Annotated in this window: 26 protein-coding genes and 1 riboswitch; of the genes, 10 read left to right on the top strand and 16 right to left on the bottom strand. The window is 70.9% G+C overall.

What is annotated here, in order from left to right; genetic code table 11:
• Positions 1-216: 216 nt before the first annotated feature.
• The 10 genes from ACIQPT_RS27960 to clpS form a co-directional block, all read right to left on the bottom strand.
• Positions 217-1,167: a cysteine synthase gene (locus ACIQPT_RS27960; RefSeq protein WP_327218498.1), complete on the bottom strand. Its 951-nt coding sequence runs from the start codon at positions 1,165-1,167 to the stop codon at positions 217-219.
• Positions 1,167-1,445, bottom strand: a complete 279-nt coding sequence (locus ACIQPT_RS27965; protein ID WP_006124874.1) for a MoaD/ThiS family protein — start codon at positions 1,443-1,445, stop codon at positions 1,167-1,169. The genes ACIQPT_RS27960 and ACIQPT_RS27965 overlap by 1 nt, the downstream gene beginning before the upstream one ends.
• A gap of 98 nt (positions 1,446-1,543) precedes the next feature.
• Positions 1,544-1,672, bottom strand: a complete 129-nt coding sequence (locus tag ACIQPT_RS27970; protein ID WP_256123298.1) for a putative leader peptide — start codon at positions 1,670-1,672, stop codon at positions 1,544-1,546.
• Positions 1,673-1,741: 69 nt separating this feature from the next.
• A complete protein-coding gene (locus tag ACIQPT_RS27975) occupies positions 1,742-2,539 on the bottom strand; it encodes an ABC transporter ATP-binding protein (protein ID WP_401159736.1) in 798 nt (265 codons plus the stop codon).
• A 73-nt stretch (positions 2,540-2,612) separates the two neighbouring features.
• Positions 2,613-3,653, bottom strand: a complete 1,041-nt coding sequence (locus tag ACIQPT_RS27980) for a FecCD family ABC transporter permease (protein WP_401159738.1) — start codon at positions 3,651-3,653, stop codon at positions 2,613-2,615.
• A complete protein-coding gene (locus tag ACIQPT_RS27985; protein ID WP_401159740.1) occupies positions 3,650-4,648 on the bottom strand; it encodes an ABC transporter substrate-binding protein in 999 nt (332 codons plus the stop codon). Before ACIQPT_RS27985 ends, ACIQPT_RS27980 begins: the two co-directional genes overlap by 4 nt.
• A 58-nt stretch (positions 4,649-4,706) precedes the next feature.
• Positions 4,707-4,824: riboswitch (cobalamin riboswitch) on the bottom strand.
• Between the two features lie 75 nt (positions 4,825-4,899).
• Positions 4,900-5,322 (bottom strand): Mov34/MPN/PAD-1 family protein, encoded by a 423-nt coding sequence (locus ACIQPT_RS27990; RefSeq protein WP_401159741.1) that lies wholly within the window; start codon positions 5,320-5,322, stop codon positions 4,900-4,902.
• Between the two features lie 300 nt (positions 5,323-5,622).
• Complete coding sequence (locus ACIQPT_RS27995; RefSeq protein ID WP_401159743.1) at positions 5,623-7,086, bottom strand: amino acid permease; 1,464 nt, start codon at positions 7,084-7,086, stop codon at positions 5,623-5,625.
• 344 nt (positions 7,087-7,430) lie between these two features.
• The gene (locus ACIQPT_RS28000) at positions 7,431-8,042 is read right to left on the bottom strand and encodes a DUF2017 domain-containing protein (RefSeq protein ID WP_401159744.1); all 612 of its coding nucleotides are present in this window, start codon (positions 8,040-8,042) and stop codon (positions 7,431-7,433) included.
• A gap of 76 nt (positions 8,043-8,118) precedes the next feature.
• Positions 8,119-8,436: an ATP-dependent Clp protease adapter ClpS gene (gene clpS / locus ACIQPT_RS28005; protein ID WP_401159746.1), complete on the bottom strand. Its 318-nt coding sequence runs from the start codon at positions 8,434-8,436 to the stop codon at positions 8,119-8,121.
• Positions 8,437-8,515: 79 nt separating this feature from the next.
• On the opposite strand from clpS, the gene ACIQPT_RS28010 reads away from it, so the two are divergent.
• Complete coding sequence (locus ACIQPT_RS28010; RefSeq protein ID WP_401159748.1) at positions 8,516-9,841, top strand: nicotinate phosphoribosyltransferase; 1,326 nt, start codon at positions 8,516-8,518, stop codon at positions 9,839-9,841.
• 222 nt (positions 9,842-10,063) lie between these two features.
• Positions 10,064-10,657, top strand: coding sequence for an isochorismatase family protein (locus ACIQPT_RS28015; RefSeq protein ID WP_401159749.1), 594 nt, complete (start codon positions 10,064-10,066; stop codon positions 10,655-10,657).
• A 31-nt stretch (positions 10,658-10,688) separates the two neighbouring features.
• Here the strand turns inward: ACIQPT_RS28015 and ACIQPT_RS28020 are convergent, their stop codons facing one another.
• Complete coding sequence (locus tag ACIQPT_RS28020) at positions 10,689-11,057, bottom strand: hypothetical protein (RefSeq protein WP_401159932.1); 369 nt, start codon at positions 11,055-11,057, stop codon at positions 10,689-10,691.
• Positions 11,058-11,307: 250 nt separating this feature from the next.
• Positions 11,308-13,710 carry an immune inhibitor A domain-containing protein gene (locus tag ACIQPT_RS28025; RefSeq protein ID WP_401159751.1) on the bottom strand — a complete coding sequence of 801 codons (2,403 nt, stop codon included), beginning with the start codon at positions 13,708-13,710 and terminating at the stop codon, positions 11,308-11,310.
• Positions 13,711-14,133: 423 nt separating this feature from the next.
• Between ACIQPT_RS28025 and ACIQPT_RS28030 the strand changes: the two genes are divergently transcribed.
• On the top strand, positions 14,134-14,436 hold the full coding sequence (locus tag ACIQPT_RS28030; protein WP_401159753.1) for a hypothetical protein: 303 nt from the start codon (positions 14,134-14,136) through the stop codon (positions 14,434-14,436).
• Here ACIQPT_RS28030 and ACIQPT_RS28035 read toward each other — a convergent pair.
• Positions 14,433-15,101: an RDD family protein gene (locus tag ACIQPT_RS28035; RefSeq protein WP_401159755.1), complete on the bottom strand. Its 669-nt coding sequence runs from the start codon at positions 15,099-15,101 to the stop codon at positions 14,433-14,435. The genes ACIQPT_RS28030 and ACIQPT_RS28035 overlap by 4 nt on opposite strands.
• Positions 15,102-15,295: 194 nt before the next feature.
• A complete protein-coding gene (locus ACIQPT_RS28040) occupies positions 15,296-16,891 on the bottom strand; it encodes an RDD family protein (protein ID WP_401159757.1) in 1,596 nt (531 codons plus the stop codon).
• Positions 16,892-17,139: 248 nt separating this feature from the next.
• On the opposite strand from ACIQPT_RS28040, the gene ACIQPT_RS28045 reads away from it, so the two are divergent.
• Positions 17,140-17,622 carry an SsgA family sporulation/cell division regulator gene (locus ACIQPT_RS28045; protein ID WP_401159759.1) on the top strand — a complete coding sequence of 161 codons (483 nt, stop codon included), beginning with the start codon at positions 17,140-17,142 and terminating at the stop codon, positions 17,620-17,622.
• 22 nt (positions 17,623-17,644) lie between these two features.
• Here ACIQPT_RS28045 and ACIQPT_RS28050 read toward each other — a convergent pair whose 3' ends face one another.
• Entirely contained in the window at positions 17,645-19,012 is a 1,368-nt protein-coding gene (locus ACIQPT_RS28050; RefSeq protein WP_401159760.1) for an FAD-binding oxidoreductase, read from the bottom strand.
• A gap of 97 nt (positions 19,013-19,109) precedes the next feature.
• Here ACIQPT_RS28050 and ACIQPT_RS28055 point away from each other — a divergent pair, with 97 nt between their 5' ends.
• Positions 19,110-20,834: a tetratricopeptide repeat protein gene (locus ACIQPT_RS28055; protein ID WP_401159762.1), complete on the top strand. Its 1,725-nt coding sequence runs from the start codon at positions 19,110-19,112 to the stop codon at positions 20,832-20,834.
• 109 nt (positions 20,835-20,943) lie between these two features.
• Here the strand turns inward: ACIQPT_RS28055 and hppD are convergent, their stop codons facing one another.
• Positions 20,944-22,089, bottom strand: a complete 1,146-nt coding sequence (gene hppD, locus ACIQPT_RS28060) for a 4-hydroxyphenylpyruvate dioxygenase (protein ID WP_401159764.1) — start codon at positions 22,087-22,089, stop codon at positions 20,944-20,946.
• A gap of 122 nt (positions 22,090-22,211) precedes the next feature.
• Here hppD and ACIQPT_RS28065 point away from each other — a divergent pair, with 122 nt between their 5' ends.
• The 5 genes from ACIQPT_RS28065 to ACIQPT_RS28085 are packed head-to-tail and all read left to right on the top strand — an operon-like array spanning position 22,212 to position 26,483.
• A complete protein-coding gene (locus ACIQPT_RS28065) occupies positions 22,212-22,685 on the top strand; it encodes an Lrp/AsnC family transcriptional regulator (RefSeq protein WP_401159765.1) in 474 nt (157 codons plus the stop codon).
• A gap of 40 nt (positions 22,686-22,725) precedes the next feature.
• The gene (locus ACIQPT_RS28070; RefSeq protein ID WP_030087600.1) at positions 22,726-23,373 is read left to right on the top strand and encodes an ABC transporter permease; all 648 of its coding nucleotides are present in this window, start codon (positions 22,726-22,728) and stop codon (positions 23,371-23,373) included.
• Positions 23,366-24,640, top strand: coding sequence for a betaine/proline/choline family ABC transporter ATP-binding protein (locus ACIQPT_RS28075; RefSeq protein WP_401159768.1), 1,275 nt, complete (start codon positions 23,366-23,368; stop codon positions 24,638-24,640). Before ACIQPT_RS28070 ends, ACIQPT_RS28075 begins: the two co-directional genes overlap by 8 nt.
• Entirely contained in the window at positions 24,637-25,506 is an 870-nt protein-coding gene (locus ACIQPT_RS28080) for an ABC transporter permease (protein WP_401159770.1), read from the top strand. Before ACIQPT_RS28075 ends, ACIQPT_RS28080 begins: the two co-directional genes overlap by 4 nt.
• Positions 25,503-26,483 carry a glycine betaine ABC transporter substrate-binding protein gene (locus tag ACIQPT_RS28085; protein WP_401159772.1) on the top strand — a complete coding sequence of 327 codons (981 nt, stop codon included), beginning with the start codon at positions 25,503-25,505 and terminating at the stop codon, positions 26,481-26,483. Before ACIQPT_RS28080 ends, ACIQPT_RS28085 begins: the two co-directional genes overlap by 4 nt.
• Positions 26,484-26,530: the final 47 nt, after the last annotated feature.

Below are 26,530 nucleotides of genomic sequence, written 5' to 3' on the forward strand. Positions count from 1 at the left end.
GGGGGGCCGGTGGGGGGGGGGGGGGGGGGGGGCGGGGGGGGGGGGGGGGGGGGGGGGGGGGGGGCGCGGGGGGGGGGGGCGCGGGGGGGCCCGGGGGGGGGGGGGGGGGGGGGGGGGCCCTTTCGGGGCGCTGCCCCGGGCCCCGCTCCTCAAGCGCCGGAGGGGCTTGAAAGACGTCCTCAAGCGCCGGACGGGCTGGGTTTGTCCCCGGACGGCTCAGGCCCAGAGTTGGCCCTGCAGGGTTTCGATGGCTGCTTCTGTCGTCTCCGCCGTGTAGACGCCCGTCGACAGGTACTTCCAGCCGCCGTCCGCGACGACGAAGACGATGTCGGCGCTCTCCCCCGCCTTGACCGCCTTGTTGCCCACGCCGATCGCCGCGTGGAGCGCGGCGCCGGTGGAGACGCCCGCGAAGATGCCCTCCTGCTGGAGGAGTTCGCGGGTGCGGGTGACCGCGTCGGCGGAGCCCACGGAGAAGCGGGTGGTGAGGACCGAGGCGTCGTAGAGCTCGGGGACGAAGCCCTCGTCGAGGTTGCGGAGGCCGTAGACGAGGTCGTCGTAGCGCGGTTCGGCGGCGACGATCTGGATGTCCGGGCGGTTCTCGCGGAGGTAGCGGCCGACGCCCATGAGGGTGCCGGTGGTGCCGAGGCCCGCGACGAAGTGGGTGATGGACGGGAGGTCGGTGAGGATCTCCGGTCCGGTGGTGGCGTAGTGGGCGCCCGCGTTGTCCGGGTTGCCGTACTGGTAGAGCATCACCCAGTCCGGGTGCTCGGCCGACAGTTCCTTCGCGACGCGTACGGCGGTGTTGGAGCCGCCCGCGGCCGGGGAGGAGATGATCTCGGCGCCCCACATGGCGAGCAGGTCGCGCCGTTCCTGGGAGGTGTTCTCCGGCATGACGCAGACGATGCGGTAGCCCTTGAGCTTGGCCGCCATGGCGAGCGAGATGCCGGTGTTGCCGCTGGTGGGCTCCAGGATGGTGCAGCCGGGGGTGAGCCGGCCGTCCTTCTCGGCCTGTTCGACCATGTGGAGCGCCGGGCGGTCCTTGATCGAGCCGGTGGGGTTGCGGTCCTCCAGCTTGGCCCAGATACGGACGTCCTCGGACGGGGACAGCCGCGGGAGGCGGACGAGGGGAGTGTTCCCCACGGCCGCCAGCGGGGAGTCGTACCGCATCAGCGCATGCCGCCGGCGACGGCCGGGAGGATCGTGACGTTGTCGCCGTCGCTGAGCTTCGTGCTGATGCCGTCGAGGAAGCGGACGTCCTCGTCGTTGAGGTAGACGTTCACGAAGCGGCGGAGCTGCTCGCCGTCGACGATGCGCTCACGGATGCCGGTGTGGCGGCTCTCCAGGTCGGCGAAGAGGTCGGCGAGGGTGTCCCCGTTGCCTTCGACGGCCTTCGCGCCGTCGGTGTAGGTGCGGAGGATGGTCGGGATGCGGACCTCGATGGCCATGGCGTGGGCTCCTGTCGAATGCGGAGAGGTGGCGTGGGGCGCGCGTTTCTGCCCCCGCGCAGGGGGTGGTGCGTGTGGGTGGGCGCGCGGACCGCGGCTCAGGCCGGGCGGCTCACGGGCAGGCTGCGGGTGGGACAGATCGCGCTGGCGAGCCTGCACAGGTCGACGTGCAGCCGCGCGACGAGCAGCGTGCCCGGCGTCTTGTTGCTCACGTCATGGGGAACCATGCGGGCATCGTATCGATTCCCTGTGCGGAAACCCGAGTGCCATCCCGCATGGTGGATGGTGAGCGACCGCTATGTGGACATCGCGGGGCGGGCGCGTCCTTCCGGGAGGTAGACGACGGTGGGTGCGCCGGTCTTCGGATGGGTGCTGACCTCGGCGGCGACGCCGTACACCTCGCCCAGCAGTTCGGCCGTGAGGACCTTCTCCGGGGTGCCGGAGGCGACGACGCGGCCGTCCTTGAGGACGTAGAGGCGGTCGCAGTAGTAGGCGGCGAGGTTGAGGTCGTGCAGGGCGAGGAGGTTGGTGGTGCCGAGGTCGCGGACCAGGGAGAGGATCTCCAGCTGGTAGCGGATGTCCAGGTGGTTGGTCGGTTCGTCCAGGACGACGAGCGAGGGCTGCTGGACCAGGGCGCGGGCGACCAGGGCGCGCTGGCGTTCGCCGCCGGAGAGGGAGGCGAACGTACGGGGTTCGAGTGCGGCGATGCCGACCCGGGCGAGGGCCTCGGTGACGAGGGTGGTGTCGGCGGCGGTGTCCGCCTCCCAGAACCGCTTGTGCGGGGCGCGGCCCATCGCGACGACCTGGCCGACGGTGAGCTCGAATCCGGCGTGGCCGTCCTGCGGGACGGTGGCGATGCGCTGGGCGCGGGCCTTCACGGGGAGGGTGGCGAGGTCGTCGCCGTCGAGGAGGACGCGGCCGTGGGTGGGGCGCAGGGTGCCGTAGACGCAGCGCAGGAGGGTGGTCTTGCCGCTGCCGTTGGGGCCTACGAGGCCGACGGTCTCGCCGTCGGCGGCGGTGAGGTCGACGGCGTCGACGAGGTGGCGGCCCTCGCCGATGCCGTACGAGAGGCCTTCGGTGCGCAGGGTGGTCACGGGCGGGCTCCCTCGGCAGAAAGTGCGTGCATCATCGTCATGCTGGCGCCCCCTCCGGCTGTGCTCACGGTCGTCATGCGGGCGCCCCCTCCGGTCTGCGGCGGAGCATCCACAGGAAGAACGGGCCGCCCGTCAGCGCCGTGAGGACGCCGACCGGGATGTCCTGCGGGGCGGCGAGCGTCCGGGCGGCCAGGTCGGCGAGGACCAGGAACACCGCCCCGCCGAGGGCGACGACCGGGAGCAGCGCGCGGTGTGCGGCGCCCACCGCCATCCGGGCCATGTGCGGGACCATCAGGCCGACGAAGCCGATCGCCCCGCTGTACGCGACGAGCGCCCCGGTCATGAGGGAGGCGAGGACGAAGACGGCGGCCCGGAAGCGGGCGGTGTCGAGGCCGAGGACGGTGGCGCCCTCCTCCCCCACCAGGAGCAGGTCGAGCGGGCGGGCCAGGGTGAGGAGTACGGCGGTGCCGACGACCAGGGTGACCGTGGGGAGCGCGAGCATGTCCCAGCGGGCCGCGCCGAGGCCGCCGAGGGTCCAGTAGAGGACTTCCTGGAGGTGGTCGGCGCGGGCGGAGGTGACCAGGATCAGGCTGGTGAGGGCGGAGAGGATGTAGGAGACGGCGACCCCGGCGAGGACGAGCCGGTTGGTGGTGAGGCCGCCTCCGCCGCGCGCCAGGGTGTAGACGAGCAGCAGCGAGAGCAGTGCGCCGGCGAAGGCGGCGGCGGGGATCGTGACGGTGGTGGCGAGCGACGCGCCGATGCCGAGGACGATCACCAGGACCGCGCCGGTGGAGGCTCCGGAGGAGACGCCGAGGAGGAACGGGTCGGCGAGCTGGTTGCGTACGAGGGCCTGGAGGACGGTGCCGATGACGGCGAGTCCGGCGCCGACGACGATGCCGAGCAGCACCCGGGGCAGCCGGACGTCCAGGACGATCGTGCGGAAGGGGCTCGCCTCCGCCCGCCCGGTCAGGATGTCGAGGACCTGACCGGGCGGGATGCGGACGGAGCCGAGGGCGAGGGCGGCGAGCACGGCGGCGGCGAGGAGCGCGGCGAGCACGCCGAGCACCAGGGTGTAGCGGAGCAGCCGCCGCGGTGCGGGGGTGCGGCAGGTCACGGGGTGGTGGCCGCCGGGTGGAGCTGGGCCGCGAGCTTGTCGACGGCGGCGGGGACGCGGACGCCGAGGACCGCGTCGGAGAGCGGCATGACCGCGAAGCGCTTGTTCTTGATGGCGGGGACGTCGGCGAGGGCCGGGTCGGTCAGGAGGCGCTTCTTCTTCTGTTCGACGGTGGTGGAGCCGTAGTCGTAGATCACGATGACCTCGGGCTTGCGGGCGACGACGTTCTCCCAGGAGGCGTCGCCGAAGGCCTTGTCGAGGTCGGCGAAGATGTTCGTGCCGCCGGCCCGCTCGATCAGCTCGTTGCCGATGCCCTCGCCGCCGGCGGTGAAGGCGGTCTTGTCGCCGCTGTCGTAGACGAAGACGGGGAGGGCCTTGAGGTCCTTGAGCTTCTCGGCCGTCGCCGCGTTGTCGGCCTTGGCCTGCTTGATCCAGGCCTCGGCGCGGTCGGGGACGCCGAAGGTGCGGCCGACCTCGCGGATCTCCTCGTAGAGGGTGTCCATGGGCCGGTCGCCCTTGGTGCAGCTCTCGGCGTTGAGGCGGGTCTCGATGCCGGACTTCTTCAGCGCCTCGCGGCTGCGGCCGTCGCCGGCGGTGAAGGCGCTGCTGTAGCCGCCGTAGACGAAGTCGGGGTTGGTGGCGAGGACCTGCTCGTAGGAGGGGTACTCCTTGGCGATGACCGGGACGGCGGCGTAGTCCTTCGCGTACTTCGGCAGGACCTGATCGTCGAGGTAGGCGGTGCCGACGAGGGAGCTCTTCAGGCCCAGTTCCAGCATGATCTCGGTGACGTGCTGGTTCATGGTGACGACGCGCTTCGGCGGGGCCTTGTACGTGGTGGTGACGCCGCAGTTCTTGACGGTGTACGGGAAGCCGTCGCTCTTGGCCGCGGCCTTGTCCCCGGTGGCGGTGTCGCCGTCGGAGGAGCTGGAGCAGGCGGTGAGGGCGAGCGGGAGCAGCACGGCGGCGGCTATGAGCGCGGGGGTGCGCCGGGACATGGCGGGGCCTCTCCGGGGGATTTCCGCGTCCCCTGGTCGATGCGAGAAGGCAGCGGGCCAGTTCCTGGCTTCCGGGCCGCCCTCCGGTGCGGAGTCGTCCGTGGGGAGTCGTCCGTACGGGAGGGGGCCCGGTCACAGTGGCGGGACCGTGCCGGATTCGCACCGGCTTCCTGGTTCCTGCTGCCTTGTGGTCGGGTCTGGGGTGCAGTGTGCCAGACCCGGGCGGCGGCCCCGCGCGGTGCCCGGCTGTCTCAGTACGCCTCGACGACCTGCACGTCTTCCTCGGTGATCTCGCCGTCCACGATGCGGTACGAGCGGAACTGGAAGGGTCCGGAGCCGTCGGTGTCGGCGGTGGAGACGAGGACGTAGTGGGCGCCGGGTTCGTTGGCGTACGTGACGTCGGTGCGGGAGGGGTAGGCCTCGGTCGCCGTGTGCGAGTGGTAGACGATCACCGGCTCCTCGTCGCGGTCGTCCATGTCGCGGTAGAGCTTGAGGAGGTCAGCGGAGTCGAACTCGTAGAACGTGGGCGAGCGGGCGGCGTTGAGCATCGGGATGAAGCGCTCGGGGCGGTCCGTCCCGGCCGGGCCCGCGACCACTCCGCACGCCTCGTCGGGGTGGTCGGCGCGGGAGTGGGCGACGATCTGGTCGTAGAGCGTCTGGGTGATGGTCAGCATGGCGCCAGGATAAGACCGACCGGCAATTGGGGGGTGGGAGAAGGAGCGGGGCTGGGTGCGTGCAGCTGCAAGGCGGAGGATTGAGTCAACGCGGAGCGTTGGTGATTGACGACAACGCCGCAGATGCGCGTGCCCAGCCCCGCGACGCCGCCCCCCAATTGCCGGTCGGTCTGCGGCAGGTGGCCCCTCGCGTACCGGTGGGTGGTACGCGAGGGGCCGCATGCTGGACGCCGTCGGCCGTTGGGGCGGCCGGGGAGGGCAGTCCGGGAGGAGGGGCGGTCGTGGGGCCCGCCCTCGGGGTCAGTGGGTGTCGGAGGCGGCCTTCTCGGTCTTCTCCGGGGTGCGCGCCTGGAGCACCCGGTAGGAGACGAAGAGGATGAGCGCCCACAGCGGTGCGCAGTAGAGCGAGATCCTGGCGTCCTTGTCGATCGCCATCATCATGATGACCAGGCCGATGAAGGCGAGCGCGAACCAGCTGGTGTACGGGGCTCCGGGGGCCTTGAACGAGGACTGCGGCAGCAGGCCCGCGTCGGCCATGCGGCGGTAGCGGATCTGGCTGATCAGGATCATGATCCAGGCCCACATGCCGGAGATGGTCGCGAAGGAGACGACGTAGTTGAACGCCTCGCCCGGCCACTGGTAGTTGATCCACACGCCGACGAGCATCAGGGCGGCGGAGAACGTGGTGCCGACCAGCGGCAGGCCGTTCCTCGTCAGCTTGGTGAAGGCGCGGGGGCCCTGGCCGTTGAGGGCGAGGTCGCGGAGCATGCGGCCGGTGGAGTACATGCCGGAGTTGCAGGAGGAGAGCGCCGCGGTGAGGACGACGAAGTTGACGATGGCGGCGCCGATGCCGAGGCCCATCTCCTCGAAGGCCTTCACGAACGGCGAGACGCCGGGCTTGAAGGTGGACCACGGCACGACCGAGAGGATCATGATCAGTGCGCCGACGTAGAAGACGGCGATGCGCCACGGCACGGTGTTGATGGCCTTGGGCAGCACGGTCTTGGGGTCCTTGGACTCCCCGGCGGTGACGCCGACGAGTTCCACGGCGAGGAAGGCGAACATGACGATCTGGAGCGTCATGAGCGTGCCGGTGAGGCCGTTGGGGAAGAAGCCGCCGTCGTTCCAGAGGTTGGAGACGGTCGCGGTGTCGCCGGCGTCGGAGAACCCGATGGTGAGGACGCCCGCGCAGATCAGGATCATGCCGATGATGGCGGTGACCTTGACCATGGAGAACCAGAACTCCAGCTCACCGAAGAGCTTCACGGAGATCAGGTTGGCGCCGTACAGAATGACGGTGAACACCAGGGCGGACAGCCACTGCGGAATGTTCCACCAGTACGTCATATAGGTGGCGGCGGCGGTGACTTCGGTGATTCCGGTGACGACCCAGAAGAGCCAGTACGTCCAGCCGGTCACGAATCCGAAGAACGGGCCGAGGAATTCCCGGGCGTACTCCGAGAAGGAGCCGGAGACCGGGCGGTACATGAGGAGTTCGCCCAGGGCCCGCATGATGAAGAAGATGACCAGGCCCGCGATGACGTAGGCCAGGATGAGGCTGGGCCCGGCCCGGTCGATGGCTTTGCCCGCGCCGAGGAAGAGCCCGGTGCCGATGGCTCCGCCGATGGCGATCATCTGGATCTGACGGGCTCCCAGACCGCGCTGGTATCCCTCGCCGCCGGATCCGTCGGCTCCGTCGGTCCCGGCGTCGCCGCCGGGCCGACCCTTGTCGACCTGTCCCTCGTCGACCTGCGCCGATGTCATGGTGGTGCGCCTTTCTCCACGCCGATCCGCGCCGTACAAGGCTGCGGATCAGGTCCTGATCCCCCCGGATATGGATGGAGTGCCACCGGCGTTCGGCCGGTCTGTGGCGCCCCCGGGAACAGGGGTGACGTCCCCGGGCGGTCGTGAAGATTTATCACGGCCGTCACGGGACACGGTGGGACATTCTGTGGCGCACACCACAGCGAAAAGCGGGCAAGGCGGGCCGTCCGGCACGAAAGGGCCGAATCACTTGGGGGGATCGTTATGCGGATCTGAGCGTCCGTTGAGCGAACGGATGACGTTCGCTCCGGCGCGGCGGGAAAGGAGAGCGACGCCCCGCGCCTCTACGGCATCAGGGTCTCGACGAGCGTTTCCTGGAGCGCGCCGAGCCAGAGGTAGGCCATCACCATGGGCTTGCGCGGATCGGAGTCGGGGAGCCGGTAGAGCGAGCCCTCCTCGCCCTCCTCCTCGTCGGAGACCTCCAGCCGGGTGCCGATGGTCAGCCGCAGGTCGTTGAGGGAGCGGAGCCAGCAGCGGCACTCGTCGCCGGTGAGGGTGAGGACGGCGCCGCCGTCCCCGGCGGGCGCGAGGGCGTCCAGGGTGCGGACGACGGTGACGGCGTCCTCGCGCTTGCCGGAGCGCAGGTCGTTCTCGGTGAAGCGGCGGAACTCGGCGGACAGCTCGCGCAGCTCCTCCTCCGGCTTTCCGGACGCGGCGGGCAGGTCGGGGCCGCCGTAGGCGTCGGGGAAGAGCCGGGCGAGCGCCGGGTCGGAGGGCGGCTTGCTGGGGCCCTCGGCGAAGAGGGCGGCGAGCGGGTCCTCGCCGTCGGCGGGCTCGTCGCCGGGGCCGATCAGTTCGAGCAGCTGTACGGCGAGGGAGCGCAGGATGGAGATCTCGACCTCGTCGAGCGCGACGGCCGCGCCGCCGCCTGGGGTGGCCTCGAAATGGCCGGCCATGGGTTCTCCGATGGTGGGTCGAACGGGGCGGGTGGAGGCGGGGCGGTGGAGGCGGGCCGGCAACGGCCTGAAGGGGTTAGTTGCGGTCCTGGGTGAGGGTGGCCCACAGCCCGTAGCCGTGCATGGCCTGGACGTCGCGTTCCATCTCCTCGCGGCTCCCGCTGGAGACGACGGCGCGGCCCTTCTGGTGCACGTCCATCATGAGCCGGTGGGCCTTGTCCTTCGGGTAGCCGAAGTAGGCCTGGAAGACATAGGTCACATAGCTCATGAGATTGACCGGGTCATTGTGGACGAGCGTCACCCACGGGACGTCCGGCTCGGGGACCGCGAAGGTCTCCTCGGCCGAATCGGGACGTTCGATCTCTACGGGGGTAGCAACGCTCACCTGTCCCATGCTGCCACCCGGGCGGGCCCGGCGCACAAACGGACCCCACATCTCGTCACTTTGACGAATAGGGGGTAGCATCCCAGCCATGAACTCAGCGGACCTCGGGCGACGGGTCGGCGTTCCGTCGACGGCGCTCTTCACCGACCAGTACGAGCTGACCATGGTGCAGGCGGCCCTCAAGGCCGGCACCGCCGACCGGCACTCGGTCTTCGAGGCGTTCACCCGCCGGCTGCCCGAGGGGCGGCGCTACGGAGTCGTCGCGGGCACCGGGCGGGTGCTGGACGCGGTGGAGAACTTCCACTTCGACGACGAGATGATCGGCTTCCTGCGCCAGCAGGACATCGTCGACGAGCCCACCCTCGAATGGCTGGCCGGCTACCGCTTCAGCGGCGACATCTGGGGCTACCCGGAGGGCGAGGTCTACTTCCCGGGCTCCCCGATCCTGCGGGTGGAGGGGTCCTTCGCCGAGTGCGTGCTGCTGGAGACGGTGATCCTCTCCATCCTCAACCACGACTCCGCCATCGCCGCCGCCGCCTCGCGCATGTCGGGCGCCGCCGGGGGCCGCCGGCTGATCGAGATGGGCGCGCGGCGCACCCACGAGCTCTCCGCCGTGGCCTCGGCCCGCGCCGCGTACGTCGGCGGCTTCGACGCCACCTCCGACCTCGCGGCGGGCTTCCGCTGGGCGATCCCGACCGTCGGCACGAGCGCGCACGCCTTCACCCTGCTGCACGACACCGAGCGCGACGCGTTCCGGGCGCAGGTGGACTCGCTGGGCCGGGGCACGACGCTGCTGGTCGACACGTACGACGTGACCGAGGCGGTCCGGGCGGCCGTCGAGATCGCGGGTCCCGAGCTCGGCGCCGTACGGATCGACTCCGGGGACCTGCTGCTGGTCGCGCACCGGGTGCGGCAGCAGCTGGACGAGCTGGGGGCGACGGGCACGAAGATCGTGGTGACCTCGGACCTGGACGAATACGCCATCGCCTCGCTGGCCGCCGCACCGGTGGACGCGTACGGGGTCGGCACCCAGCTGGTCACCGGGAGCGGGCACCCCACCTGCTCGATGGTCTACAAGCTGGTGGCCCGCGCCGGCTCGGCGGAGCCGGACGCTCCGCTGGTGCCGGTGGCCAAGAAGTCGCTCGGCGCGAAGTCGTCGAAGGGCGGTCGCAAGTGGGCCGCCCGCCGGACCGATGAGCAGGGCGTCGCCGAGGCCGAGGTGATCGGCACCGGCCCCATGCCCGCGTCGGCCGGCCGGCCGCTGCTGGTGGAGCTGGTGCGGGGCGGCGAGGTGCTCGTGCGCGAGCCCCTGGAGGCCGTCCGGGAGCGGCACGTGGCCGCGCGCGCGGAGCTGCCGATGTCGGCGATCCAGCTGTCGCGCGGCGAGCCGGTGATCCCGACCGAGTACGCCTGAGAGCAGTGCCGGGGCGGCCCGCCGGGGCCGCCCCGGCCGCCCGGACCGGCCGGGTCCACAACCGGGGGTTTGGCCGACGGGCTTGATTGTGACGTTCCAGTGCCTAGGCTCGAACCCTCGGACCCACCCGGGCACCCCCATCCCGGCCCCACCGCTCCCACTTCCGCTCCCGCTTCCGCTCCCGCCCCCATCCGCTCCCGCCCCCACCGAAGGACACCCGCCATGCACCGCGCATTGATCGTCGTGGACGTTCAGAACGACTTCTGCGAGGGCGGCAGCCTCGCGGTGGCGGGCGGTGCCGATGTCGCCGCCGCCATCACCGACCTGATCGGCGACGCCCAGCCCGGCTACCGCCACGTGGTGGCCACCCGCGACCACCACATCGACCCGGGCGACCACTTCTCGCCCAACCCGGACTTCGAGCACTCCTGGCCGGTGCACTGCGTCGCCGGTACGGAGGGCGTCGGCTTCCACCCGAACTTCGCGCCCGCCGTCGCCTCCGGCGCGATCGACACGGTGTTCGACAAGGGGGCGTATTCGGCCGCCTACAGCGGGTTCGAGGGCTCCGACGAGAACGGCACCGGCCTCGCCCGGTGGCTGCGCGACCGCGAGGTCACCGAGGTCGACGTGGTCGGCATCGCCACCGACCACTGCGTACGGGCCACCGCCCTGGACGCGGCCCGTGAGGGCTTCGTCACGCACGTGCTGCTCGACCTGACCGCGGGCGTGTCCGGGGCGACCACGGAACGGGCCCTGGCGGAGCTGCGTACGGCGGGCGTGAAGCTCTCCGGAACGCCCGTCGTCGCGTCGTCGTGACCCCGGTGGCCCCGGACCCCGCCCCGCGGCCCTAAGCGGCCGGGCGGGCCGGTCCGGCGTACCCGGAGGAGCCCAGCAGGGCCCTGATCGGGTGCCACAGCTCCTGGCACGACTGGAGCGACTGATACGACTGCGGCGCCTGGGACGACTCCGGCCCCTGGGATGACAGGGCCGCCTGGGAGGACTGGACCGCCTGGGGCGACTGGGCCGCGAGGCCCGACAGGCCGGCCGGCTCCTCCTGCGGGGCGGCCCGCCACAGCAGCCCGTCCGGATGGTGCAGCACCGCCGTGACCTCGTCCGGCGTCGGCGGCCGGTCGTTGCCGCGCAGATAGACCGCCCGCAGCCCCAGATTGCGCAGCCTGGTCAGGGCGCGCGCCCGGTTCGCCGCGTGCACCAGCACCCGTACCGGGGCTCCGGGCCCGGCTCCCGTACCGCCGCGGGGACCTGATCCGTCGGCCGGTCTGGTCAGGGTCAGGGCGACCACCACCGTGCCGTTCGGCAACCTGCAGAAACCTCCGCCAGCCATGCTCCGCGCTCCCCCGTGAGACGTCGTGTCAATAAGGATGTGAACAAGACGCACCTAAACACGATCGGCCGCCGCCCGCTAGAGGGCGACGGCCGATCATGGTTTGAACTGCGGTTTTACTTGATCAGCGACCCGAGGGGCTGACCAGCACGCTCATGGTCGAGCCGTTGAGGGGCTCGTGCACGATGGAGATGCGGGTGTTCGTGTCAGAAACCTTGACACTGCCCGTGGGGTTCTCCTTGTACCAGTAGGTGCCCTTGCGGTCGTCGAAGACCGGGTTGCCCAGCGCGGGCTGGATCTTCAGCGGGACGTCCGCGTTGTGGAGCGTGAAGCCCTTGTTCGGGTACCAGCTGAACGGCGCGTCGAACGGCTGGATCTTGTTGCGCAGGAGCGAGCCGTCCTTCCACTTGAGCGGCTTGGCGTGCGCGTCGATCGGCAGGATCAGACCCTGGCCCGGGTGGACGGAGGTGTTGTTGTCCTTCTGGGAGGTGTCCCAGAGCCAGACCAGCAGACCCGTCTGGTACGCGTAGTGCTCGACCCAGTCCGGACGGGTGCCGGAGAAGCCGAAGTTGTACGGGCCGACCTTCAGGGTCTCGTCGTACGAGACGTACTGGCGGTTCTCCGCGATGTAGTACTGCGGGTAGTCCTGGGTGAAGGACTCGCCGATGCGCGAGAAGCCCTTCGTGGTCCAGCCGTTGTCGTCGCCCTCGGCGTTGTCCGAGAAGAGCTCGGCGCCGTCGGCCGTGACGGTGATCTCGTCGGCCGCGAAGCCCTTGCCGCCCGCGCCGCCGTCCGTCTGGTAGCGGAAGCGGAGGTCGACCTTCTTGCCCGCGTAGGCGTCCAGCGGGAAGGAGAGCTTCGTGTAGTCGCCCGAGACGTCGGTCAGGGCCGGCTTGTCACTGGCGTCGCGCGGGATGGCCTTGCCGTCGGCGGTGCCGTCGAGCGCGGTCCAGCTGGTGCCGCCGTTGTCGGACACCTCGGTGTAGAGGTAGTCGTAGTCGGCCTCGATGTCGTACCAGCCCGAAAGGTCCAGCGTGGCCTTGGACTTGCCGGTCAGGTCGACCGAGCGGGTCAGGGTGTTCGACAGGTCGTCGCCCATGTCGCTCCACCACTGCTTCGCGCCCTCGGCGGGCTTGACGACGGTGGTGGTGACGGCCTTCTCGGGCAGCTCGACGACGAGCGCCTGCGGGTCCTTGGTGTTGTACTCCGAGACGCCCAGCTTGTGCAGCGAGGTCTTGCCGGCCTTGGCCTTGTCGTAGTCGAGCCAGCCCAGCTGGAGCTTGTCCCACGAGGTCATGTCGCCCGGCAGGTTGCCGATCTCGCCCTTGCCGGTGCCGAGCCAGGAGCCCGCCGACATCAGGGACCAGAAGCCGACGGAGTTCTCGCCGCCGCCGGAGGTGTCGTACAGGTCCGGGAGGCCGAGGTCGTGGGCGTACTCGTGGGCGAAGACGCCCAGTCCGCCGTTCTCGGGCTGGACGGTGTAGTCGCCGACCCAGATGCCCGTGTCGCCGATCTGGGCGCCACCGGCCTTGTTGTCCTCGGGGCCGGTCGCACCGGCGTTGGTGCCGTACGCGTACCAGCGGTGCGCCCAGATGGCGTTCTCGCCCTCGGCGCCGCCGCCGGCCGACTCGTCCTCGCCGGCGTGGACCAGCTGGAAGTGGTCGATGTAGCCGTCGGGCTCGTTGAAGTTGCCGTCGCCGTCGTAGTCGTAGCGGTCCCACTGGTCGTACTCGGCCAGGTTCGCCTTGATCTCGGCGTCGGTACGGCCCTTGGCCTGCTGGTCGGCGACCCAGGCGTTCACACCGTCGCGCACCGCGTCCCACACGTTGGCGCAGTTGGACTGGCCGCAGTAGTTGGAGCCGTAACGGGCCTCGTTGTAGGGGACCTTGACCCAGTCGGAGACCTCGCCCTCGACCGAGTAGCGGCCCGAGGAGGTCTTCTCGTAGTAGGTCTTGAGCGAGTGGACGCCCTTGCCCTCGCCGAAGTAGAGCTCCTGGAAGTGCTCCTGGTTGTAGTCGTCCTTCCAGGCGGTGCTGTTGTCCTTCTTCGGGTCCGGCTTGGCGATCTCGTTGTGCGCCGGGCCCGGGGTGCCGCCGTACTTCTTGACGGGCGGCTTGGGACCGTCGCCGTCCGGGTCGAACATCGTGGTGTCGTCGACCTCGTCGCCGAACTCCAGCAGGATGGTGAAGATCTTGTCGGTCTTCTCCCGGCCGAGCTCCACGTACTTCTTGTCGCCGAGCTTGACGACCTTGGAGCCGCTCCGGTTCGACACCTTCTTGTCCCCGGACAGCACCTGCCCGAGCGCGGCCTCGCGCTGGGCGGCCTGCTGCTCGCTGAAGGGGCCTTCCAGGTTGTGCTCCACATGCCCCTTGGCCGGCGCCGGGTCACGGCGGTCGACGGTGGAGACACCGGAACCTGATGAGCTGTCATGCGCCTGGGCGGTGGCGAAGGTCGACGCCGTCGCAGCGGTCGCAGCCATGGCCACGACAACGGCGGCGGTGCGAAGCGCCCGTCTCTGATTGGTCACTTGATGCAGTCCTCCCCGGGCGTCCGCGCAGCGGCCAGGGGGGTATCTAGCGGGCCGCGCGCGTAAACGCGTCACAAGTGACGACATTCGATCGGAGTTATGAGAGAAAAGACAGACCTTGACTTGAACAGACCAAGTGCACTATGCGGAGTGCCCTTCCGGTATGCGGACGGTATGAGGAGGGCATGGGAACGGTAAAAGAACGGTGACCGTCCGGACCTGGCCGTCGGCGCTTTCCAACAGGCGCGCCCCACTGTCCGGTTGGTGAGAGGCGTGACTCCGTGCGCCCCCTGTGCACCGGTACCGTGTGTTAGGTCACGCTTACTACCGGTCCGGCTCGGGCATCCACCGTCGTAGGGTCGTTCGGCGCCATCAACCGTGCCGACCGCCCGCCCATCCGACGTCCCGAGGACGGAAATCGCCATGCCGCGTCCGACTGCCGCACAGTTCGCCTACGGTTCGGCCACCGTCGTCGTCACGACGCTGGCCCTGCTGCTGCTGTTCCGCACGGAGTCCGGCGCCGGGGTGGCCGCCGTCGGCGTGGCCGCGCTGGCCCTCGGCCTCCTGGTGGCCGTACGCCTGCCGCTCCCCCGCCACCGGGTGGCGCAGGGGGCCGGGCGGACGGCGACCGCGCAGGCCGCTGCCGCCGCCGCCCGAACTCACCACGCGCTGGAGGGCATCGGGACCCGCGAGCGGGTTCCGGCGGGCCGTTCCCGGGTCCGCTAGCGGGCGGCCACCACGACCGTCTTCGCCGCCTTGTCCTGGAGCCCCTGCCGGTAGGGCTTGTCGGTGAACATCAGCACGATGTTGATCAGCCACCACAGGCACGGGCAGCACAGCAGCGCCGGGGCCCACAGCACGACGGCCCGCATCAGTGCGGCCCCGGTGTCGGGCACCCGCCCGTCGTTGAGCATCGCGACGCGCAGCTTCAGCAGCCGCTTGCCCACCGTACGGCCGTCCTTGTGGGTGAAGTACGTGTCGTAGGCGACGTACACCACCAGACCGATGAGCGACCACACCAGCTGGCTTCCGCCGTACCCGTTGGCGACCGCGTCGCCGAACCCGTCGTCGCCGTCCCCGTTGACGTCGACCGCGCCGCCCCAGGGCAGCGAGATCAGATACAGCGGGATCGAGATGATCAGGAAGTCGATGAGCCGCGCCAGGATCCGCTTCCCCGGCTCGGCGAGCGGCGGCATCCCGGCCAGCGGATCGGGCGCCCCGAAACCGCCGCCGCTGCCGTACGGATCGTTCGGCGGGGGCGGAGGCGGCGGCGGGGGCGGCGCACTGCCGTACGGCTGACCCTCGGACGGCGGCGAGGGCTCCTGCGGCTTCTTGAGGAACGGATCGTCGTCCTCGGGCGGCTGGCCGGGCGTCGGCTGGTCGTTGCTCATGGGGGCAGTGCATCCCGCACCACCGGGGCCCGCAACGGCTCAGGTGCGTTCGGGGGACGCAGGGTGGCATACGAGTCTAAACGGGCATGTCGCCGCCCGCTCGGCCAGCCGACGCTCGGCCAGCCGACGCCCGGTCAGCCTGTGCCCGCTCAGCCGGCGCCCGCTCAGCCGGCGCCCGCTCAGCCGGCGCCCGCTCAGCCGGCGACGAAGGTGCGGGCGGCCTTGTCGTGCCAGCACTGGCGCCAGGGGCGGTCGAACAGGCACCAGAGGACGTTGACCACGCCGATGGCGAGCAGCCCCAGCACGCCGTAGACGAGCCAGCGGCGCAGGGCCGCGCCCAGGGTGGGCGCGTCGTGGGACTCGATGTCCCGTACGTCGAGGCCGCAGAGCTTCTTGCCCAGCGTCCGGCCCCACTTGGCCGTCGGCAGCGCCTCCAGGAGGAAGCCGATGAGGAGGAAGGCGGCGAGCAGCGCCCCCAGCAGCGCCCCGGTGGTGGAGTCCAGCAGCCAGACGGTGACCGTCTCCCCCGTCTCCTTCGCCGCGGTGATCTTCCGGTCGATGTGGTCGAGCGCCCGGGTGGCCAGCGGGACCGCCGCCGCCCCGACCACCGCGCCGAGCACGAGGCTGTCGACCAGCCGGGCGGCGAACCGCTTGCCGAGCCCGGCGGGCCGGGCCGAGGCCTGGTTGCGGGCGAGTTGCTGGAAGGGGTCGTCGACCGGCGGCTTCCAGGGCACGACGGGCTGATCCGCCCCCGGGCCGGGCCCCTGTCGCTGCTGCTGGAGCGACGGCTGTTGCTGCTGCAGTTGTTGCTGCTGCTGCTGCAGTTGTGGTTGCTGCTGCTGCGGTTCGGGCTGGGCCAGTTGGTGGACCTGCTGCGCCCAGGAGGCGGAGCCGCCGCCGGGGCCGGGCGTCAGGGGCGTGTGCAGGGCCGCCGGAGGTACGGGGGCGGGGGCGGCGGGGGACGGCGTGGGCACGGGGGCGGCGGCGGGGGCCTGGACCGGCCCCTGACGTACTTCCTGCGGTGCGGGGACGGGGGCGGGAGCGGGACCCCGGACCGGCGCGGGAGCCAACGGCTGCGCCTGCTGTGGCGGCTGGGCCTGCGGGGTCTGCTGGACCTGCCGTGACGACTGGGCCTGCTGTCCCTGTTGGACCTGCTGCGGCTGCGGCTGGGGCTGCGCCTGTGCCGGGAGGGCACGGGGCTCCGGGGCGTTCCCCCGTACCGCCTTCGGCTGCGGCCCCACCGCGCGGATCGTGACCGTCCCGTCGGTCGGCGGACGTGCCCCGGCCTCCTCGGCGGACCGGTCGCCGCTCTCCCGCATCCCCGGCAGCGCGCCGCCGGTCGGGTCCTGGGCCAGCGGCGTCCTCGGGTCGGCCGGCGGCGACGGGCGGGCGGCGGGCTCCTGCGCCGGCCCGCCCCAGTCGACGCGGCGGTCCCCTTCGCCGCCGAAACCGTTCTGGCGTGCGGTGTCCGCCTGCCAGACCGACCCGGCGTCCGCGGCGGGTTCGCCCGGGGCGCCCCCGTCCGCCTGGAGTCCGTCCTCCTCGTCGAAGAAGATCGGCCCGGTCTCCTCCACCGGTGCGGTCTGCGCACCGGCGACGGGAGCGGCGGGGCCGGAGGGGGCAGCGGCGGCGGAGGCAGCGGCCGGGCCCGACTGCCGGGGCGCGGGACGGCTCGTACCGGGGACCCAGGACGCGCCGTTCCAGTACCGGACGTAGCCGGGGATGGAGGGGTCGGGGTAGTAGCCCTCGCGGGGGCTTTCGTCACCGGGTGCCGGAGTTGGCGCGCTCATCAGCGGGTCCCGTATCTCTTCGAGGCCTCAGGCCGTCCCCGCGGTGCGGGCGGACGGCCTCAATACAAGGGTCCACATCTATCAGACAGCCGCCCGCCCCCGGGCCGGTCCACCTGTTTGGGACCACTTTCGGGACGGCCCGAAGTTTTTTTTGAGAAGTCGCGTAATAGGTGGCGGGGAGGGCGCTCTCTCCTTGTGCGGGACGGTCACGGGACCGGCCCATGAGCACCGGAAGGTTGTGCATTCTCATGATGAGCATCGTGGAACGTGAGCTGGAGCTGCGTCTCGTCCTGTCCCCCGAGCGGTCCATTCCGGTACCCGCCCGGCTGACGTACCGCACGGACGACCCGTACGCCGTGCACATCGCCTTCCACATCGGCTCCGAGTCGCCCGTGCACTGGACGTTCGCCCGGGAGCTGCTGGTGGAGGGCGTGTTCCGGCCGTGCGGGCACGGGGACGTACGGATCTGGCCGACGAAGGTCGCGGGCCGCAGCGTGATCTGCGTGGCCCTCACCTCCCCCGACGGCAACGCCCTGCTGGAGGTGCCTTCGGCCGCCGTGGCCGCCTGGGTGGAGCGGACCCTGCGGGTGGTGCCGCCGGGCTCGGAGACCGAGCGGCTCGGCATCGACGAGGCGCTGGCGGAGCTGCTGGCCCCGCTGCCGGCGGACGACCTGTGGCTGAGCGACCCGTGGTCGGCGGACGAGTCGCCGTCCCAGGACGGTGAGGTGTGAGAGCGGCCGAACAGGAGGGCTGTCAGAAGAGCTTGCCGGGGTTGAGGAGACCGAGCGGGTCGAAGGCGGCCTTGATGCCGCGTTGCAGTTCGACGCCGGTCTCGCCCAGTTCGCGGGCGAGCCACTCCTTCTTGAGGACGCCGACGCCGTGCTCGCCGGTGATGGTTCCGCCGAGCTCCAGACCGAGCGCCATGATGGCGTCGAAGGACTCGCGGGCCCGGCGGGACTCGTCGGGGTCGTGGTGGTCGAAGCAGACGACGGGGTGGGTGTTGCCGTCGCCCGCGTGGGCGCAGACGCCGATGGTGAGGTCGTACTCCTCGGCGATGGCCGCCGTGCCCGCGAGCATCGCGCCGAGCTGCGAGCGCGGTACGCAGACGTCGTCGATCATCGTGGCGGACTTGACGGTCTCCAGTGCGGTGAGCGACATCCGGCGGGCCTGGAGGAGCAGTTCGGACTCGGCCGGGTTGTCGGCGGGGACCACTTCGGTGGCCCCGGCGGCGGTGCAGAGCGCTCCGACGGCGGCGAGGTCGGCGAGCGGGTCGGGGGTGTCGAAGGCGCAGAGGAGCAGGGCCTCGGTGGTCTCGGGGAGGCCCATGGAGGCCAGCGCGTTGACGGCACGCACGGTCGTACGGTCCATCAGTTCGAGGAGTGACGGGGTGTGACCGCGCTCCATGATCCGGCACACAGCGTCACAGGCGGCGGCCGCCGAGGGGAACTCGGCGGCGAGGACGAGCTGCTGGGGCGGCTGTGGTTTGAGTGCGAGGACGGCCTTGACGACGATGCCGAGGCTGCCCTCGGAGCCGACGAAGAGCCGGGTGAGGTCGTATCCGGCGACGCCCTTGGCGGTGCGGCGGCCGGTGGTCAGGAGCCGCCCGTCGGCGAGGACGACGTCCAGACCGAGGACGTACTCGGCGGTGACCCCGTATTTCACGCAGCACAGGCCGCCGGACGCGGTGCCGATGTTGCCGCCGATGGTGCACGTCTCCCAGCTGGAGGGGTCCGGCGGGTAGTACAGACCGTGTTCGTTCACCGCGCGTGAGAGCACCGCGTTGACGACGCCCGGTTCGACGACGGCGATCCGGTCGACCGGGCTGATCTCCAGGATCCGGTCCATCTTCACCAGGGACAGCACGATGCAGCCGTCCGAGGCGTTGGCCGCGCCGGACAGGCCGGTACGGGCGCCCTGCGGGACGACCGGGACGCGCAGCGCGGTGGCGGTGCGCATGACGTGCTGGACCTGCTCGACCGTGCGCGGGAGCACGACGACGGCCGGGGTGCCGGCCTCGCAGAAGCTCGCCATGTCGTGGGCGTAGGACGCGGTGACGTCCGGATCGGTGATCAGCGCCTCGGGAGGCAGTCCCGCGCGCAGCCGTTCGAGGAGATCGCTCATGATCCAAGCGTGACACCCGGGGCCAAAGGTGTGAACCCGTGGGCGGCAACGATCCCAAGGCGCGGTGTGCTCGTATGACTGACGCACAGTGATGGCCATGGATGTCATGCCCCAGCAGGATCCGGAATCCCGCCGGCCGCCCGAGCCGTCCCCGCAGAATCCGCAGGACCCGCTGAACCTGCAGGACCCATACGCGCTGCCCGCCGAAGGCGCCACCGCCGTACCTCCGCCGCCGCCCACCCTGCGGACGACGTTGCGCCGGGCCGCGGTCGGCGCGGTGGCGGCCGGGGTGCTGCTGGCCGGGGCGCTGGTGGCGGTGGACGACGGGGAGGGCGACGGGCCGAAGGAGCCCGGTCCGGTCGAGCGGGCCGAGGCGGCGACGACCGCGGGCTCCCCCGCCTCGCTGTCGGACCTCACCGCGCTGATCGGGGACCGGCAGAAGTGGGTGGAGTCCCACCCGAAGGACGCCCCGTCCCTGGCGACGCTCGGCACGGCGTACGTGGAGTGGGCGCGGCGTTCGGCGGACACGGCGTACTACGCCCGCGCGGAACAGGCCCTGAAGCGTTCGCTGGAGGCACAGCCGGGCGAGCGCGGGAACGGGGAGGCGTGGGTGGGTCTGGCGGCCCTGGCCAACGCCCGGCACGATTTCCTCGCGGCGAAGCGGTGGGGCGAGACGGTGAAGAAGCAGCAGCCGAAGGCCTGGAGCGTGTATCCGGTCCTCATCGACGCGTACACCGGGCTCGGCGATCAGAAGGCGGCGACCGCGGCGACGGAGAAGTTCGGCGAGCTGCGCAAGGGCGTCCCGGCGCTGGCCCGCACCGCCGACCTCTACCGGGGCCAGGGCTGGCGCGAGGACGCGCTGGCCACCGCCCGGGAGGCGGCCGACCGGGCGACGCAGCCCGCCGAGAAGGCCGAGGCGCTGCACCGGCTCGGCGAGCTGGCCTGGGAGCGGGGCGAACCGGAGGAGGCGGTGGCGCAGTTCGACGCGGCGCTGCGCACGGACGCCGGTCAGCTCGCCTCGCTGGCGGGCCGGGCCCGGGCCCTGGTGGCGCTGGACCGCACGGATGAGGCGCTGGCCGCGTACCAGAGCGCGCTGGAGAAGCTCCCGCGCCCGGAGTACGCGCTGGAACTGGGCGAGCTGTACGCGTCGCTGGGGCTGGACGGGGACGCCCGCACCCAGTACGCGAAGCTGCGGGAGATGGTGGCCGCGGCGAAGAAGGACGGGGTCGACGAGTCCCTGGTGCTGGCCCGCTTCGAGGCCGACCACGGGGACCCGGACACGGCGGTGGAGCTGCTGCGCGGGCAGTGGGCGAAGCAGCACCGAGGTGCGGCGGTGGCGGACGCGCTGGGCTGGGCGCTGCACCGGGCGGGCAAGTCGCGGGAGGGCCTGGAGTACGCGGAGCGGGCCGTCGACACGGGCGTACGGAATGCCTCGTACGCGTACCACCTGGGCGTGATCCAGCGGGAGCTGGAGGACTACGGTCCGGCCCGCCGCCATCTGGAGGAGGCCGTGCGCACCAACCCGGCCTTCTCACCGCTGGCCGCGCCGCTGGCCCAGGAGGCGTTGGACGCGCTGGGCGAGCTGCCGCCGGGCGGGCCGGGCGACATGCAGCCGCCTCCGCCCCCGCCGCCGGCCCCCGAGCCGAAGCCAGAGCCGAAGAAGGAGCCGAAGAAGGAGGCCGGGCCGGAGACGAAGCCCGAGGCTCCGGCCCCGGCTCCCTCGAAGTCGGCCGCGGCTCCGTCCCCGTCCCCGTCGAAGCCCGCGGCGAGCAGCCCGGCGGCCGAGAAGCCGGCGGAGGCGGACGCCTCGAAGAGCCCGTGAAGCGGGTGCCGTAACGGTGAACGCCGCCGCGGTCCGGAGTACTGCTCCGGGCCGCGGCGGCCTTCTGTGCGGAAGAGCGGCGGCCTTCTGTGCGGAAGAGCGACGCAGGTCAGAGGTTGCCGCGCTTCTCCTGCTCGCGCTCGATCGCCTCGAACAGGGCCTTGAAGTTGCCCTTGCCGAAGCCCATGGAGCCGTGGCGCTCGATCATCTCGAAGAAGACGGTCGGCCGGTCCTGGACCGGCTTGGTGAAGATCTGCAGCAGGTAGCCGTCCTCGTCGCGGTCGACGAGGATCTTCAGCTCGCGCAGGGTCTCGACCGGCACGCGGGTCTCGCCGGCCCACTCGCCGAGCGTGTCGTAGTACGAGTCGGGGGTGTTCAGGAACTGGACGCCGGCGGCGCGCATCGTGCGGACCGTGGCGACGATGTCGTTCGTGGCGAGCGCGATGTGCTGGACGCCGGCGCCGCCGTAGAACTCCAGGTACTCGTCGATCTGCGACTTCTTCTTCGCGATGGCCGGCTCGTTGATCGGGAACTTGACCTTGAGCGTGCCGTCGGCGACGACCTTCGACATCAGGGCGGAGTACTCGGTGGCGATGTCGTCGCCCACGAACTCCTTCATGTTGGTGAAGCCCATGACCTGGTTGTAGAAGCCGACCCACTCGTTCATCCGGCCGAGCTCGACGTTGCCGACGCAGTGGTCGATCGCCTGGAAGGTGCGCTTGGCGGGCGGCTCGACGATCGGGGAGGCGGACTCGAAGCCGGGGAGGTAGGGGCCCTCGTAGCCGGAGCGCTCCACCAGGGTGTGGCGGGTCTTGCCGTACGTGGCGATGGCGGCGAGGACCACGGTGCCGTGCTCGTCCTTGACCTCGTGCGGCTCGGTGATGCCGCGGGCGCCGTGCTCGACGGCGTACGCGTACGCGGCCCGGGCGTCCGGGACCTCGATGGCGAGGTCGACGACGCCGTCGCCGTGCGCGGCGACGTGGTCGGAGAGGAAGGTGCCCCACTCGGTGGACGGTTTGATCACGGAGGTGAACACGAAGCGGGCCGCGCCGTTGGTCAGGACGTAACTCGCGGTCTCGCGGCTGCCGTTCTCCGGTCCGGAGTAGGCCACGAGCTTCATGCCGAAGGCGGTCGAGTAGTAGTGCGCGGCCTGCTTGGCGTTGCCCACGGCGAAGACGACCGCGTCCATTCCCTTGACCGGGAAGGGGTCGGCCTGCCGGGCGGTTTCGGGGCTGGTGTGCAGGGTCTCAGTCATATTCGAAGGTTCTCCCCACATCGCAAGGTGCGCAATAGTTCGCGCATTCGCTGGTCAATGTGACCAGCGAATCGCCATGATGGCCGCACTATCTGTACAGGATGCCTACGGAAGGCCTGCTCATGGCGATCGATCATCTGGACGGGCGGCTCATCGTGCTCCTGGCGCGCGAACCGCGGATCGGCGTCCTCGAAGCATCGCGGCGGCTCGGGGTGGCGCGCGGGACCGTGCAGGCGCGGCTGGACCGCCTTCAGTCGAATGGCGTCATCCGGGGGTTCGGCCCGGACGTGGACCCGGCGGCGCTCGGCTATCCGGTCACCGCGTTCGCCACGCTGGAGATCAAGCAGGGCCAAGGGGCCGACGTACGGGCCCACTTGGGCGGCGTACCGGAAGTGCTGGAGCTGCACACCACCACCGGGCACGGCGACATGCAGTGCCGGCTCGTCGCCCGTTCCAACGCCGATCTTCAGCGGGTGATCGACCGGGTTGTCGGATTTGATGGCATTGTCCGGGCCTCCACGGCGATCGTCATGGAGAACCCGGTTCCGCTGCGGATCATCCCGCTGGTGGAACAGGCGGCCGAGGACACCGACTGAGCGAAGGGCCCGGGAGGCCGGCCGAGCCGAAGGAGTGCGTGTGAGCTTCTGGGAGTATCTGAACACCCGCCACCAGCAGCTCCTCACGGACGCGTTCCAGCACGTCAGCGCGGTCTTCCAGTGCATGGTCATCGCCACCGTGCTGGGCGTGGTCATCGGGGTGGTGAGCTACCGCAGCGGCTGGGGCGGCTCGCTGGCCATCACCTCCACGGCGACGATCCTCACCATTCCGTCCCTCGCCGCGATCGGTCTGCTGATCCCGCTGGTCGGCCTGGGCGTCGCACCGACCGTGATCACGCTGACGCTGTACGGGCTGCTGCCGATCGTCCGGAACTCCATCGTGGGGCTGCGGGGCGTCGATCCGTCGCTGGTCGACGCGGCGACGGGCATCGGGATGTCGCGGCTGGCGCGGCTGTGCCGGGTGGAGCTGCCGCTCGCCTGGCCGCCGATCCTGACCGGGATCCGGGTCTCCACCCAGATGCTGATGGGGATCGCCGCGATCGCCGCATACGCCTCCGGGCCCGGCCTCGGCAACGAGATCTTCAGGGGCATCGCCTCGCTGGGCAGCGCCAACGCGATCAACCAGGTCCTCGCGGGCACGCTCGGCATCGTCGTCCTCGCCCTGCTCTTCGACGCCGCGTACGTCCTGCTGGGACGGCTGACCATCCCGAGGGGGATCCGTGCCTGAGACCGAGACCGAGACCGGTGCTGTCGCTGCGGAGGAGGGGGCCGCGGCCACCTCGGGGGCCACGATCCAGCTGGAGAACCTCACCAAGAGCTACCCGGGCAACCCCAACCCTGCGGTGGAGAACGTCTCGATGGAGATCCGGGCGGGCGAGACGGTGATCTTCGTCGGCCCGTCCGGCTGCGGGAAGTCCACCACGCTGAAGATGATCAACCGGCTGATCGAGCCCACCTCGGGCCGGATCAGGATCGGCGACGAGGACGTCACCGACATCGACCCGGTGAAGCTGCGCCGCAAGATCGGGTACGCGATCCAGTCCTCCGGCCTCTTCCCGCACATGACGGTCGCGGACAACATCGCCCTGGTCCCGAAGATGGTCGGCTGGTCCAAGTCCCGGGTGAAGGACCGGGTGGAGGAGATGCTCGACCTGGTGGGCCTGGACCCGCGCGAGTTCCACGGCCGCTATCCGCGCCAGCTCTCCGGCGGGCAGCAGCAGCGCGTGGGCGTGGCGCGGGCGCTGGCCGCCGACCCTCCCGTACTGCTGATGGACGAGCCGTTCGGGGCGGTCGACCCGATCACCCGCGACCACCTCCAGGACGAGCTGATCCGGCTCCAGCACGAGCTGCACAAGACGATCGTGTTCGTCACCCACGACTTCGACGAGGCGATCAAGCTGGGCGACCGGATCGCGGTGCTGCGGGAGCGCTCGCACATCGCGCAGTTCGACACCCCGGAGGCGATCCTCACCAACCCGACGGACGACTTCGTCTCCGGTTTCGTCGGCGCGGGCGCGGCCCTCAAGCGCCTCAACCTGACCCGCGTACGGGATGTGGGCATCGCGGACTTCCCGACGGTCACGGTCGAGGACCCGCTCCAGACGATCTTCAACAAGCTGCGCAACGGCCCGCACAACGAGCTGCTGATGCTGGACCGCAGGAACCGCCCGTACAAGTGGCTGCGGCGCGGCGACCTGATGCGGGCGCGCGGTTCCCTGGCGCGGGCCGGGCAGCTGGTGCACGACACGGTGACCCGGGACGCCACGCTGCACGACGCGCTGGAGGCGGTGCTGACCGACAGCGGCGGCCGGGTCGCGGTGACCGGGCGGCGCGGCGAGTTCATCGGGGTCGTCGACATGAAGACGCTGATGGACAACGTGCAGGAGCTGCTGGAGGCCGACCGGCTGACCGCGATGGAGCACCAGCACGAGCTGGAGGAGCAGCGCGGCCGGCAGACGGAACAGGAGCTGGAGGGGGGTGGCGGCGGAGTATGAGCCCCAGCCACCCGTCCGGCTCCGGCAAGGGCCCGGCCACCCCCACCCGCCCGCCGGGCGAGCACGACGTCAAGGGCCACGCCTTCCACGACGAGGAGAGCGACCCCTCCCCCGCCCCGGCCACCCCGGAACGCCGGTTCACCTGGCGGAAGCTGGTGGTCCTGCCGGCGGTCCTCGCGGTGATCCTGGTCGTCACCTACGTATGGATCACCAACATCCACCTGGACTCGATCGCGGAGAACTCGCTCTCCGGCGGCAATGTGCAGCTGCGCTGGTGGCAGCATGTGCGGCTGACGGCGATCTCCACGTTCTGGGTGCTGATCATCGCGATCCCGCTCGGCATCGCGCTGACCCGGCGGCGGCTGCGCAAGGCGGCCCCGGCGTTCACGGCGCTGGCCAACATCGGGCAGGCGACCCCGGCGATCGGTCTGCTGGCGCTGCTGGTGATCTGGCTGGGCATCGGCCCCCGGACCGCGATCATCGGCATCGTGATCTACGCGGTGCTGCCGGTGCTCTCCAACACGGTGGCGGGTCTGCGGGCGATCGAGCCGAACATGATCGAGGCGGCGCGCGGGATGGGGATGTCCGGCCGGGGCGTCCTGATGAAGGTGGAGCTGCCGCTCGCGGTGCCGCTGATCCTGGCGGGCGTGCGTACGGCCCTGGTCCTGAACGTCGGCACGGCGACGCTGGCGACGTTCGGCGGGGGCGGCGGCCTCGGCGACCTGATCACCTCGGGGATCCAGACGCAGCGGATGCCGGTGCTGATCATCGGCTCGGTGCTGACGGTGGTGCTGGCGCTGCTGGTGGACTGGCTGGCGTCGCTGGCCGAACTGGCGCTGACGCCGCGCGGGCTGGAGGAACGATGAGGAGGACGGCGTACGGCATCCGGGTGCTGGCGGCCGCGTCCTTGATGCTGCTGGTGGGCGGCTGCGGGCTGAAGAGCGGTTCGCCGATGGTGGACGACGTGTCGCCGGGGTCGGTCGGGCAGGGCGAGCCGCTCAAGGGCGCGACGCTGACGGTGACCTCGAAGAACTTCAGCGAGAACATCATCCTGGGCCAGATGACCGGCCTCGTCTTCAAGGCGGCCGGGGCGGAGGTCCTGGACCGGACGAACCTGCCGGGTTCGATCAGTGCGCGCGAGGCCATCATCAACGGCGACGCCGACGCGCAGTGGGACTACACCGGCACCGGCTGGATCACCTTCCTGGGCCACGCGGACCCGATCGTCGACCCGAGGAAGCAGTACGAGGCGGTACGGGACGAGGACCGGGGCAACGGGGTGGTCTGGCTGCCGCCGGCCCCGCTCGACAACACGTACGCGCTGGCCATCAGCAAGAAGAACAACGCCAGGTACAAGCTCAAGACCCTCTCGGACGTGGCGGCCCTCGCGAAGAAGGACCCGGGCGCGGTGACGATCTGCGTGGAGAACGAGTTCGCCTCGCGCGACGACGGGCTGCCCGGCATGGAGAAGAAGTACGGGATGAAGATCCCGGCGGGCAACATCCAGAAGATGGATGCCGGAATCATCTACACCCAGGTCTCCGAGTCCAACTCCTGCCTGCTGGGAGAGGTGTTCACCACCGACGGGCGGATCAAGGCGATGAACCTGGACGTCCTGGAGGACAACAAGAACTTCTTCCCCAACTACAACGCCTCCCCCGTCATCCATGAGGCCACCTTCGAGAAGTACCCGGTGATCGCGGAGCTGCTGGACCCGCTCGCGAAGAAGCTGACGACCGAGGTCGCGCAGACGCTGAACGCCAAGGTGGACGTGGACGGCGAGGACCCGCACGAGGTGGCGAAGGAGTGGCTGGTGGCGGAGGGGTTCATCGAGGAGGGGTGAGTCACAAAGAACCGTTGCAAACAGTTCATTGCAAAAAAGGCTTGCAA

The sequence above is a fragment of the Streptomyces sp. NPDC091289 genome (assembly GCF_044757365.1).
In the GTDB taxonomy this organism is placed as follows: domain Bacteria; phylum Actinomycetota; class Actinomycetes; order Streptomycetales; family Streptomycetaceae; genus Streptomyces.

Excerpts from the sequence above, each read along its gene's own strand:
- ACIQPT_RS28055 (WP_401159762.1), top strand. The coding sequence starts at position 19,110 with ATGGATGTCATGCCCCAGCAGGATCCGGAATCCCGCCGGCCGCCCGAG.
- ACIQPT_RS28030 (WP_401159753.1), top strand. The coding sequence starts at position 14,134 with ATGCCGCGTCCGACTGCCGCACAGTTCGCCTACGGTTCGGCCACCGTC.
- ACIQPT_RS28040 (WP_401159757.1), bottom strand. The coding sequence starts at position 16,891 with ATGAGCGCGCCAACTCCGGCACCCGGTGACGAAAGCCCCCGCGAGGGC.
- ACIQPT_RS28050 (WP_401159760.1), bottom strand. The coding sequence starts at position 19,012 with ATGAGCGATCTCCTCGAACGGCTGCGCGCGGGACTGCCTCCCGAGGCG.
- hppD (WP_401159764.1), bottom strand. The coding sequence starts at position 22,089 with ATGACTGAGACCCTGCACACCAGCCCCGAAACCGCCCGGCAGGCCGAC.
- ACIQPT_RS28045 (WP_401159759.1), top strand. The coding sequence starts at position 17,140 with ATGATGAGCATCGTGGAACGTGAGCTGGAGCTGCGTCTCGTCCTGTCC.
- ACIQPT_RS27960 (WP_327218498.1), bottom strand. The coding sequence starts at position 1,167 with ATGCGGTACGACTCCCCGCTGGCGGCCGTGGGGAACACTCCCCTCGTC.
- ACIQPT_RS27970 (WP_256123298.1), bottom strand. The coding sequence starts at position 1,672 with ATGGTTCCCCATGACGTGAGCAACAAGACGCCGGGCACGCTGCTCGTC.
- ACIQPT_RS27995 (WP_401159743.1), bottom strand. The coding sequence starts at position 7,086 with ATGACATCGGCGCAGGTCGACGAGGGACAGGTCGACAAGGGTCGGCCC.
- ACIQPT_RS27990 (WP_401159741.1), bottom strand. The coding sequence starts at position 5,322 with ATGCTGACCATCACCCAGACGCTCTACGACCAGATCGTCGCCCACTCC.
- ACIQPT_RS28010 (WP_401159748.1), top strand. The coding sequence starts at position 8,516 with ATGAACTCAGCGGACCTCGGGCGACGGGTCGGCGTTCCGTCGACGGCG.
- ACIQPT_RS28035 (WP_401159755.1), bottom strand. The coding sequence starts at position 15,101 with ATGAGCAACGACCAGCCGACGCCCGGCCAGCCGCCCGAGGACGACGAT.
- ACIQPT_RS27965 (WP_006124874.1), bottom strand. The coding sequence starts at position 1,445 with ATGGCCATCGAGGTCCGCATCCCGACCATCCTCCGCACCTACACCGAC.
- clpS (WP_401159746.1), bottom strand. The coding sequence starts at position 8,436 with ATGGGACAGGTGAGCGTTGCTACCCCCGTAGAGATCGAACGTCCCGAT.
- ACIQPT_RS28000 (WP_401159744.1), bottom strand. The coding sequence starts at position 8,042 with ATGGCCGGCCATTTCGAGGCCACCCCAGGCGGCGGCGCGGCCGTCGCG.
- ACIQPT_RS28085 (WP_401159772.1), top strand. The coding sequence starts at position 25,503 with ATGAGGAGGACGGCGTACGGCATCCGGGTGCTGGCGGCCGCGTCCTTG.
- ACIQPT_RS27985 (WP_401159740.1), bottom strand. The coding sequence starts at position 4,648 with ATGTCCCGGCGCACCCCCGCGCTCATAGCCGCCGCCGTGCTGCTCCCG.
- ACIQPT_RS28065 (WP_401159765.1), top strand. The coding sequence starts at position 22,212 with ATGGCGATCGATCATCTGGACGGGCGGCTCATCGTGCTCCTGGCGCGC.
- ACIQPT_RS28080 (WP_401159770.1), top strand. The coding sequence starts at position 24,637 with ATGAGCCCCAGCCACCCGTCCGGCTCCGGCAAGGGCCCGGCCACCCCC.
- ACIQPT_RS28015 (WP_401159749.1), top strand. The coding sequence starts at position 10,064 with ATGCACCGCGCATTGATCGTCGTGGACGTTCAGAACGACTTCTGCGAG.